The 7,859-nt window shown below is 44.4% G+C and carries 8 protein-coding genes and 1 tRNA gene; 6 read left to right on the plus strand and 3 right to left on the minus strand.

Annotation, left to right across the window (positions count from 1 at the left end; genetic code table 11):
* Positions 1-317 precede the first annotated feature (317 nt).
* From IM462_RS01220 to IM462_RS01245, 6 genes are all read left to right on the plus strand, one after another.
* The gene (locus IM462_RS01220) at positions 318-497 is read left to right on the plus strand and encodes a PIN domain-containing protein (protein WP_287703552.1); all 180 of its coding nucleotides are present in this window, start codon (positions 318-320) and stop codon (positions 495-497) included.
* A gap of 298 nt (positions 498-795) precedes the next feature.
* Positions 796-2,199 (plus strand): diaminopimelate decarboxylase, encoded by a 1,404-nt coding sequence (gene lysA, locus IM462_RS01225; protein ID WP_287703554.1) that lies wholly within the window; start codon positions 796-798, stop codon positions 2,197-2,199.
* Positions 2,200-2,221: 22 nt separating this feature from the next.
* The gene (gene cdaA, locus IM462_RS01230; protein WP_002799082.1) at positions 2,222-3,142 is read left to right on the plus strand and encodes a diadenylate cyclase CdaA; all 921 of its coding nucleotides are present in this window, start codon (positions 2,222-2,224) and stop codon (positions 3,140-3,142) included.
* Complete coding sequence (gene uppS, locus IM462_RS01235; RefSeq protein ID WP_287703556.1) at positions 3,139-3,888, plus strand: polyprenyl diphosphate synthase; 750 nt, start codon at positions 3,139-3,141, stop codon at positions 3,886-3,888. The genes cdaA and uppS overlap by 4 nt, the downstream gene beginning before the upstream one ends.
* A 240-nt stretch (positions 3,889-4,128) precedes the next feature.
* Entirely contained in the window at positions 4,129-4,443 is a 315-nt protein-coding gene (locus tag IM462_RS01240) for a DUF1825 family protein (protein WP_002738222.1), read from the plus strand.
* A 130-nt stretch (positions 4,444-4,573) separates the two neighbouring features.
* Complete coding sequence (locus IM462_RS01245; RefSeq protein WP_287703558.1) at positions 4,574-5,686, plus strand: hypothetical protein; 1,113 nt, start codon at positions 4,574-4,576, stop codon at positions 5,684-5,686.
* 16 nt (positions 5,687-5,702) lie between these two features.
* Here IM462_RS01245 and IM462_RS01250 read toward each other — a convergent pair whose 3' ends face one another.
* The 3 genes from IM462_RS01250 to speB all read right to left on the minus strand — a co-directional run bounded on the left by IM462_RS01250 (position 5,703) and on the right by speB (position 7,852).
* Positions 5,703-6,752 carry a Rieske 2Fe-2S domain-containing protein gene (locus tag IM462_RS01250; RefSeq protein ID WP_287703560.1) on the minus strand — a complete coding sequence of 350 codons (1,050 nt, stop codon included), beginning with the start codon at positions 6,750-6,752 and terminating at the stop codon, positions 5,703-5,705.
* Between the two features lie 80 nt (positions 6,753-6,832).
* A tRNA-Val gene (locus IM462_RS01255) sits at positions 6,833-6,906 on the minus strand.
* A 46-nt stretch (positions 6,907-6,952) separates the two neighbouring features.
* Complete coding sequence (gene speB, locus IM462_RS01260) at positions 6,953-7,852, minus strand: agmatinase (RefSeq protein ID WP_287703561.1); 900 nt, start codon at positions 7,850-7,852, stop codon at positions 6,953-6,955.
* Positions 7,853-7,859: the final 7 nt, after the last annotated feature.

Below are 7,859 nucleotides of genomic sequence, written 5' to 3' on the forward strand. Positions count from 1 at the left end.
AATTATAAAAATTGAGATAGTTTGTGCCGCTTAAATAAAGAGGTTTTGATAACCAAATTAAAGCATATCTAAAGAGTTTTGAGTTAAAAGTTAAACTTCAAGTTTTCATTCAGGACGAATGTACTGGTTAACTAATTTTTTTGGGAAAATTAGTTAACCCATCACTATAACATATAATTAATTTGCAAGAGTTCTATTGTGATCAAACAAAATAAAAAAATATCAACCACTGGAATCATTGCCGAATTAACTCAAAAACCCGTTGCTGTTAAAGGTATTCTTCAACTAAATCGGCAAGAAATTCATCAGCTATAATTATGGACAATCCTCTTGATTTTTGTGATTCTAATATCTGGCTATACCGTCTTTTAATAGATCCAGAGTGTAACGATGCTGAAGAAAGGCGAAAACGCGATCTAGCGAACGCTTTAACCAGCAGGGAAAATATCTTAATCAGTACACAAATTATTAATGAAGTTTGCGCTGTCTTTGAGTAAAAAATGCAAGTTGTAGCCGTGCAAAGTATAGCAGGATTTCCTAGGGATTTTTACTGATCAGAGAAAGGTTAGAACTTGTCGTCAAGTGAAAGAGAGAACTATTTTGGTTATAGTCATTTCAGATAAGTCTGATACAATCTAGACTGGTTGGATCCTTATGAACTCTGGCATTGATATTCTCAATCTTAATTGAAATGACTATATCTAGATCACCGACGGTCAAAATTCCCTTGACTGAATCGGGGATGCACGGAGATTGTAACAAAAATTATCGATTTCTTGACAAAAAACACCGATCATGCTATCAACTGAACCTAAAATCAGCAATTCCGGACAAAAATATTTAGCCTATCAAGATTGTCTATCCCCGAATCAAACCCTGTTACCCCTGACAGCCAAGGTTAATAACCGCGATTGTCTAGAAATCGGTGGTTGCGATGTGACCACCCTAGTGGAACGTTTCGGTTCACCCTTGTATATTGTCGATGAAGTCACCCTCCGCACTGCCTGTGGTCAATATCTGCAAGGTTTCCAGACTCATTATCCCGGAGAATCTAGGGTAATTTATGCCTCGAAAGCGTGGAATTGCCTGGCCGTATCGGCCGTGGTCGCTAGTGAAGGATTAGGTTTCGATGTGGTGTCGGCCGGAGAAATTCACACAGTGTTAACCGCTTTAGACCAGATCAATAAAACCGATGTGCCGATATACTTTCATGGTAATAACAAATCGATCGCCGAGTTAGAATATGCGATCGAGCATAACTGCATTATCATCGTTGATAACTGGCTAGAGTTAGAAAATCTGGTTAAATTAGGCGAAAACCGCCCTGATAACCCTATTCCGATGCTGTTGCGGTTAACCCCCGGCATCGAGTGCCACACCCACGAATATATTCGCACGGGTCACTTAGACAGTAAATTTGGTTTTGACCCTCATCAAATCGAAGCGGTATTTGACTATGTTTTAGCTCATCCGGTGCTGAATTGTCTGGGTTTACACGCTCACATCGGTTCCCAGATTTTTGAACGTCAACCCCACCAAGACCTAGCCGCTGTCTTGGCAGACTGGTTTAAATTAGGTTTAGAACGGGGTTTACCCCTAGAGCAATTAAACGTCGGTGGTGGTTTAGGGATTCGCTACCTCGAAAGTGATGACCCCCCAAGTATCGAGGAATGGGTGCAAGCGGTGTCCTTAGCAGTGGCTAAAGCTTGTCAGGAAAGAGGTATCGCTTATCCCCTGCTTATTGCCGAACCGGGACGCTCTTTGATTGCCACCGCTTGCGTAACGGCCTATACAGTGGGTAATCGCAAAGAAATCCCAGAAATCCGCACCTATATCGCCGTCGATGGCGGAATGTCTGATAATCCCCGACCGATTACCTATCAATCGGTTTACCGGGCCGTGGTTGCCAATAAAATGAGTCAAGAATGTCAGGAATTGGTGACAATAGCTGGAAAACATTGTGAATCTGGGGATATTCTAATTAAGGATATTACGCTACCGAAAACCAACCCGGGGGATATTTTAGTGGTTTTAGCCACGGGGGCCTATAACTACAGTATGGCTTCTAATTACAACCGCTTACCCCGTCCGGCGGCGGTAATTGTCCAAAACGGAGAAGCTAATCTGATCCTTGAACGGGAAAATCTGGCGGATTTGCTGCGTCAAGACCGCTTACCCACTCGACTCTCCTTAATATAAACCTCATCGCTATTGTCCCCCCATGTCGGGTTTTTTTCTGGACCCTCGCCGGTTATTGTCCTGGATTCTCAGCCATGGTCTGTCAGTCCTAGACTTTGGGTTAGTTCTCCTCCTTACCTATATGCTGCTGCTAATTATCGGCGAGCGGCGTACCTTTTGGATGGTGCGAGGACTAATCTATTTAATGCTGGCCTCGGTGATTAGCGATGCCCTAGGATTGCGCTTGCTAGGGTTAGTCCTAGAAAAATTGATTTTAGGGGCAGCGGTGGCCATCGCTGTGATTTTTCAGTCGGAATTCCGCCGTTTTTTAGAATTATTGGGCAAAGGTCAAGTGTGGGAATTATTTAAAAAAAGTTCCCCCACTCCCAAGACCGATAATGTCATTGATGAGTTAGTGGACGCGGTGAAGGATCTATCTCAAAATCGCACCGGTGCGCTGATGGTATTAGAAACCAGTGGCAATCTCGACACCAAGGTGTTTGTCAATCCGGGGGTGACGCTCAATGGCCAAGTATCTAAGGAATTAATTCAAACTATTTTTCAAACTAAAACTTTACTGCACGATGGGGCCGTATTTATTCGGGGCGATCGAGTGGTGGCCGCTGGTGTTATTCTACCCCTATCGGAGCGCAGTACCTCTAGGCAATTAGGCACCCGTCATCGGGCGGCCATGGGCATTACCGAAAGGCTAGATAATTGTATCTGTATTGTGGTTTCTGAGGAAACTGGCTCGATTTCCCTCGCGTCGGGGGGTAATTTGGATCGGCCTTTAACCAGTAGTAAACTAAAAGAGCTTCTCGAAGCGAAGTTTTCTCCGTCGGGAGAGGGGGAAGTGGTCGCACCGAGTTGGGGACGTTTAGGGCGTACAATTGGCTTAAAAGGTCGTCTAATCTTAGAAAAATTCTCCCGTTCGCCCAGAGCAACCCCGAAAGATAGAAAATGACTGTTAAACCGAGCTTGTCACCAGAATTACCCACGGATTTAGATAAAAACCGTTTGCCTCAGCACGTCGCAGTGATTATGGATGGGAACGGTCGTTGGGCGAAAAGTCGTGGTTTACCGCGGATTATGGGCCATCAACGGGGAGTGGATGCACTCAAAGACTTGCTGCGCTGTTGTCGTGACTGGGGGATTCCCGCTTTAACCGCTTATGCTTTTTCTACGGAAAATTGGGGTCGTCCCCTAGAAGAAGTAGAGTTTTTAATGACTCTATTCGAGCGGGTTTTGCGGCGCGAATTAGAGGAAATGATGCAGGAAAATGTCAAAATTCGCTTTATTGGTAATTTATCAGCCTTGCCAGAGTCTTTAAGACGGGAAATTACTAAATCTCAAGCAGAAACTAGCAAAAATTCCGGTATTCAATTTACGGTAGCTACTAATTATGGTGGCCGAGAGGAAATTGTGCAAGCTTGTCAAGCGATCGCTCGTCAGGTGCAACAGGGTTTAATCTCCCCGGAAGCGATCGATGAATCTCTCTTTGAACAGTATCTTTATACTGCCGGGATTCCTAACCCAGATCTGTTAATTCGCAGTAGTGGGGAAATGCGAATTAGTAATTTTTTACTCTGGCAAATGGCCTACGCGGAAATCTACGTTACTGACACCCTCTGGCCCGATTTCGATCGAGTGCAATTTCACCGCGCTTTAAAAGATTATCAGGGTCGTCATCGTCGTTTTGGCAAATTATAAGGGCTGCGGCCTAAATTGAGCGAAATAGCCACTGTGGGGCAGTTAAAGGACAATTTTTGATTTTTCACTTTTAATCTTAAACTCCCTGAGACAACGGTTAAACCGCGACGGGGGGGCCGTTTGTGGTCCTCTCAATTTCCCCAATACGGTAATCCGTAAATGGGTTGGAGCTAGACTTTTTCCCCAGCTAAAATAAAATGGGATGGAGAATAACTATCGACGATAAGCCGTTTTAAGATTATGGGATTCTTTGACTCAGAAGTGGTTCAACAGGAAGCTAGACAGCTATTTGAGGATTACCAGTCTCTCACACAACTGGGCAGCGAGTACGGTAAATTCGATCGAGAGGGCAAAATCATCTTTATCGATAGGATGGAGGAGTTAATGGAACGCTACAAGATATTTATGAAGCGTTTCGAGTTATCTGAGGATTTCTCCGCCCAAATGACTGTAGAACAGCTAAAAACCCAATTAGGTCAATTTGGCATGACTCCGCAAATGATGTTCGACCAAATGCAGCAAACCCTTGAGCGGATGAAGGCAGAAATTCGCTGAAATTGCCGATATTTATCGGGTCTTGGCTGTCTTCTACCCGATAATGGCTTCTCCAGTTTACCGCTCGGAAATTTGGGGTTTCTGCGGTTTTTCGAGAACGATGATCTAATAATTTTAAGTAGGTTAGCTGATGAACTCCAGGCCAGATTCACAAGAGAATATTGAGCCACCTCAGTATAGTGAAAAAACTAACCGCATTCAGGCGATCAGTCAACTGATTAAGGCGATCACCCCGTTAATTTGGGCTATAGTTGTTCTAGTGGTTATCGTGCCTCTTTTAGGGAAAATTTGGCTAGGAACTGCCGGCAATGAACCGTTAAAAACTAGGGTTGCTACCGAAACTAACCTAGAGATTCCCATCACTATACCCCAAAAATCTAACAGTCAAATCGATCGAGAAATTAGCCAAGCTTTACAGACAGCGAGAGCAAATTCTCAAAACTTCGCCCTAGGAGAAATTGAGGGATGGGTGGAGGAGTTGATGACACGAGTAGATCAGGGTTTTTTGCCTTGGTATTTTAACTATTTCAATCAAAAACAATTTGAGGGCAAGGCCTTTTTAAGTGGATTATACTCCTCGATCGCTCACTGGGTCAATACAGATAATCCACCCCCAGAACAGGTGGTGGCAGAAAATTTGACCAAAACTATTCAAACCGAGTTTACTAAAAGGGTAATTCGTCCCCAAGAGGCCCAATTGCGTCTAGAGAGAATTACTAGAGATGCCGTTAATTTATATGTCAATAATTTAAGCAATGAATTGGCAAATATACAGGCCAGTTATCAAATTCCCCAAGGCAAATGGGACCGTTATCTTAGTGATATAGCCATAACAATTCAAGATACCGAGGGCAATATTTCTAACACATCAATCAAACTTTTAGTCGGTGGTGCCACTGCTTTGGGAGTTAAATCTCTGATTCCAGTGATGAAAGTGGGCAGCACAGTTTATTTGTCCCTAGCGGGAAAAACGGGGGCGAAAATTGCCACTAAAACCGGTGGAGCAGTAGCGAGTAGTTTTGGGGCAGAATTAATCGATCCAATCGTGGGAATTGGTTTGATAGTGTGGGATTTATGGGACTATCAGCACACGGTAAACATTGAAAAACCGATTCTGCGAGATGCCATTTTTAATTATTTACAAGAAGTCAAATACGATCTAGTCAATAATCATCAAGGCAGCGTCCTTTCCTCTATTTATCAAATTGAAACCAGTGTCAATAAATCCTTAGTGAGAACCTAAATAAAATCATCAAATTCTAACTACGCCACCGTAAAATTTGTGCTTTAATGGGGTTGACAAAATCCCGCTTTTCTGCTTGAGATTTTTCGTATTCTTGCTTAAGGCGATAATACCATTTGGCCTGGGTATCGGCATCATCAATTAACATCAAAGCCGGATGATGACTAAGTCCTTCCTGTTGTTTAATTACCACATCGCGATCCTGTTTAAGAAATTGTAGGGTTAAATAACGCAAAAGAGGGGTTAAAAATGCCAACCAAGGAATCGTATAGTATAAACTTTGATGGACTTCGCAGTGATTTTCATCGATGGGAGTAATTGCCGTAAAAGCACAGGCCAAATGGCGATCGCCTCGCAGTATTTCTGTACGCACCGAGGGCAATTCAAAAACAATTTCAATCGATACTTTATTACCCAAAATTTTATAGGGTTTCGCACTTACTGGCATATCATAGGGGGCAAGACGAAAACCGAGGGGAACAGGTTCGTATTGTTTTTCTTTGACCCGAAATTGGCGCGGACCGCTGCGCCACCACCAAGAAGTATGAACGTAGGGACCGTGGGCCGGATCCATCAATCCCACCACTGCATGGTCAATATTGCAGTCAAAAGTGATAGTTTCGGCTATTTTGGGGGTAAGTTTGCCAAAATCGGCAATAGTCGGCACAGGGGGCAGATTTTCTCGATTAATTTCTCTTTTTGAGTCTGCCGGAATAAACACCCAGATATGACCTTGTATTTCACGACAGGGATAACTGGTGACACAAATTCTGCTAATATCAAGGCGATCGTGTTCCGTTAATGAGGGGATCTCAGAACAAACGCCATCGCTAGTATTAAATTTCCAGCCATGATAGCAACAGTACACCCCATCCCCTTCAATCCAGCCATGGTGCAGCGGAATGCCACGATGGGGGCAAATATCCCGCAATGCGAACACTTCTCCATCCTCTCTCCTGCCAACAACAATCGGTTCACCTAGCATTTTTTTGGCCATTAGCTGACCGGGTTTCAGTTTATTTGCCGGTGTGGCCACATACCAAAAGTCGCGCAGTAAGCTAGTCATAGGATTTGTCTGGAGAGCTTCGATCGTTCATCCTATCATTAGAAATGAAGGTTATGACCAAGACTAGGGCAGATAATTTATGGACGTAACTGGATTCGAACCAGTGACCCCATCGATGTCAACGATGTACTCTAACCAACTGAGCTATACGTCCGCACGGATCGCTATTATAACACGATTGCTCCTAATTAGGCAAGCCCCTAGAAAGTAAATTGATAGCCAATTAACTTATAAATTAACTTGGCAGTGGTAAATTCCGAGACCACCGAATCACTAATCGGAGCCAATTCCATCACATCGCAGCCAATCACCTGATGAGTTTGGAAAAGACGACGGAGAAAGTTTAGGGTTTGATGCCAACTTAACCCCCCCGGTTCCGGTGTTCCCACCCCCGGAATTAAAGCGGGATCGATGCCATCCACGTCTATGGTTAAAAATACCTTCTCGGTGGTAATTTTGGCGATCGCTTTTTCGATCCAATTCGGATCACCGGCGATATCTCGATCCCAAATCACGGGAATCTGCTGTTTAGCGATTAATTCCGCTTCTTCCCGACAAATAGCCCGAATTCCCACGGGTAAGGTCGGTAAACCCATTTCTAACACCCGACGCATCACACAGGCGTGGTTATGGTGGGAGCCTTCGTACTCAAAACGCATATCGCCATGGGCATCAATTTGAACCACAGTAAAAGGGTCAGATAAAGCCTGTCGATAAGCTTGTACTACTCCCGTGGTGATAGCGTGTTCACCCCCGACGGCGACGACAAATTTATCATCGGCAATTAGACGGGAAACTGTAGCTGTGGTGACGGCTAACATCTCCTCGGCGGACAATTGCGGTTGCTGACGGGTATCTGCAATCGCCTCATGGGTATAGATGCCCACTTCTAAACAGGTTTCCCTCTTAAGTTCCTCGTCATAGGCTTCCAATTGTTGGGAAGCGGTAATCACCGCCGCCGGCCCGGTTTCACAACCCTTGCGATAGGTGGTGGTGGCCTCGTAGGGAATCGGCAGGATCACGGCCTTAGCTGTGGCGTAAGATGCGATCGCTTCACTCCCTAAAAACTGTTCGCTACCGGTGGCGCAAGACAATAACATGGGCAAA

This window comes from Microcystis sp. M144S2, assembly GCF_020246065.1.
GTDB lineage: Bacteria > Cyanobacteriota > Cyanobacteriia > Cyanobacteriales > Microcystaceae > Microcystis > Microcystis ichthyoblabe_A.

Bases quoted from the DNA above. Each gene is read 5' to 3' on its own strand.
- IM462_RS01220 (WP_287703552.1), top strand. From the start codon at position 318: ATGGACAATCCTCTTGATTTTTGTGATTCTAATATCTGGCTATACCGT.
- lysA (WP_287703554.1), top strand. From the start codon at position 796: ATGCTATCAACTGAACCTAAAATCAGCAATTCCGGACAAAAATATTTA.
- cdaA (WP_002799082.1), top strand. From the start codon at position 2,222: ATGTCGGGTTTTTTTCTGGACCCTCGCCGGTTATTGTCCTGGATTCTC.
- uppS (WP_287703556.1), top strand. From the start codon at position 3,139: ATGACTGTTAAACCGAGCTTGTCACCAGAATTACCCACGGATTTAGAT.
- IM462_RS01240 (WP_002738222.1), top strand. From the start codon at position 4,129: ATGGGATTCTTTGACTCAGAAGTGGTTCAACAGGAAGCTAGACAGCTA.
- IM462_RS01245 (WP_287703558.1), top strand. From the start codon at position 4,574: ATGAACTCCAGGCCAGATTCACAAGAGAATATTGAGCCACCTCAGTAT.
- IM462_RS01250 (WP_287703560.1), bottom strand. From the start codon at position 6,752: ATGACTAGCTTACTGCGCGACTTTTGGTATGTGGCCACACCGGCAAAT.
- speB (WP_287703561.1), bottom strand. From the start codon at position 7,852: ATGTTATTGTCTTGCGCCACCGGTAGCGAACAGTTTTTAGGGAGTGAA.